Origin of the sequence: Lentibacillus salinarum, assembly GCF_042679865.1 — a bacterium.
Taxonomy (GTDB): domain Bacteria; phylum Bacillota; class Bacilli; order Bacillales; family Amphibacillaceae; genus Lentibacillus; species Lentibacillus salinarum.
In genome coordinates this window covers 1-1808 of record NZ_JBHTNH010000011.1, presented here as the reverse complement: position 1 = coordinate 1808, position 1808 = coordinate 1, and the positions used below count along the sequence as shown (strand labels likewise).

General features: G+C 39.7%; 2 protein-coding genes and 1 rRNA gene. All 3 read right to left on the bottom strand.

The genetic code is table 11. The annotated features are described in order from the left end of the window. Positions 1-43: 43 nt before the first annotated feature. A complete protein-coding gene (locus ACFQ4A_RS06750) occupies positions 44-295 on the bottom strand; it encodes a hypothetical protein (protein ID WP_382398072.1) in 252 nt (83 codons plus the stop codon). After that, positions 270-1505: an IS91 family transposase gene (locus tag ACFQ4A_RS06745; RefSeq protein WP_382398886.1), complete on the bottom strand. Its 1236-nt coding sequence runs from the start codon at positions 1503-1505 to the stop codon at positions 270-272. The genes ACFQ4A_RS06750 and ACFQ4A_RS06745 overlap by 26 nt, the downstream gene beginning before the upstream one ends. A 178-nt stretch (positions 1506-1683) precedes the next feature. Continuing rightward, positions 1684-1799 (bottom strand): 5S ribosomal RNA (gene rrf, locus ACFQ4A_RS06740). Positions 1800-1808 lie beyond the last annotated feature (9 nt).

Here is a 1808-nt window from a genome sequence, read left to right as displayed (position 1 = left end):
GAACAAAATCGCTGACGCGACTAAATCACGTCCCAAGTGAGGATTAATCACTTGGGATGTTTCTCGCTCTAATCATAGTACCATTGCAGTGAGGGCAATGAAGTTCCACTTCTTCCCCTCTCTTTTTATCCAGACTAAATTCACCGATGATATACTCCGGTACTTCATCGGTTCCATTACAGTCTAAACATTTGAAAAGAATGATTTCTACTTCTTCATCCAATCCAAAAGGGTCCTCTTCCAACCACTTATCTATTTCTGCCCAGGATTTATCCTGTTTTCTTTGGTTTGCCAATTCCGTATCTCCTCCTTCTAGCCATTTCGATTTCTTCCATGTAATGATAGATCCATCCATAGTCAGCATGCCATATACCTACGAGTTCCATCTCTCTATGGCAACAGGGACATGCCAATGGATCTTTTTCAAATGCTTCTATCATCCGTTGGCGGTACGTTTTCTTTTTTCGCTTCTTCTCTAGAAGAAAAGATATTTGTTTGGTTCTCATAAATGAATATAAACTTAAAATCTGTTGGGCTTTACGATGCGATCTTCTACTGTACAATCCAAAACGTCCCACCATACGAAAGTGTTTAGGGGGTATGTGCTGTAAGATTTCAAAGATGAATCGATATACAGGAATCCTTTTATCAATTCGTTTTCCGGTTCTATGGTCTTCATACCAGTAGTGAACTTTTTCTCCGTCATAATCTTCAATGCGGTATTCCGCAATCGCAGGACGAGCTAAATACCTGCCAATGTATTTGGCAACCCCTTTGGCATTCGTTATTTTCTTCTCTGCATTCACATAAAAACCTTTTGGATATCTTTTATACAAATCATTGATGAGTTCAGTAACGGTCTGATTTGAAGGGAACCACTTTTTCAGTAAATCCAACACAACCTTCTGCCATGATTTTCTTAGGTAATCATATGGAATATACCCATTGTTGACCCATTCATTTTGATTATCCAGCGCACCTTCAGTCACTAATGCATGGATATGGGGGTTGAACTTTAGATCCCTGCCAAATGTGTGAATAACTGTAATAATACCTGAACGGAACCCTCTCTTTTTGCTTTTTTGATAGTTATGAAATTGGAAAACTTCAGCAACTTGTTTACTTAGCTCATTGAGTTTTTTTCGGTCATAGTAGAAAACTTTTCTTAACTCTTCTGGAATGGTAAATACCATGTGACGATGCGTAACATCAAAAATCATATCCTGCTGCTTGTCCGACCAATCATCTGTGTACTTCTTTCCACAACGGTGACAAAGCCTACTTTTACACGTGAAATAAACAAATTTCGGGGAAGAATCTCCTTCACACCCTAAACATTCATAACGAGCGAAACCTAAATCACTAGTCCCGCAACGCACCGTTTTCTCCACCGTTTCCTTTATATGACTGCGATAGGCTTTAGGAAAACGATCAGAATGAAATTCCCAAAAACCAGCAAAATGATCTTTTAGAATTTGTTTAATAACGCCTGAACCTTTTCTCAACTTTGACCTCTCCCATATTTGTTGATGCCATTTTACCATAATAGTTATCCACAAGGACCAAATTTTATAGTTTCCTAAGCAATTAAAAAAGCGCACTTCGAGTGCGCTTTTTTTCAATGATATGACCTGCAGCTAACAAACAAACCAGCTTACAAAAATGTAAGCTGGTTTTCGGATTGCCTGGCGGCGTCCTACTCTCGCAGGGGTTAAACCCCAACTACCATCGGCGCTGGAGAGCTTAACTGCTGTGTTCGGCATGGGAACAGGTGTGTCCTCTCCGCTATTGCTACCAGACCGTTTAAA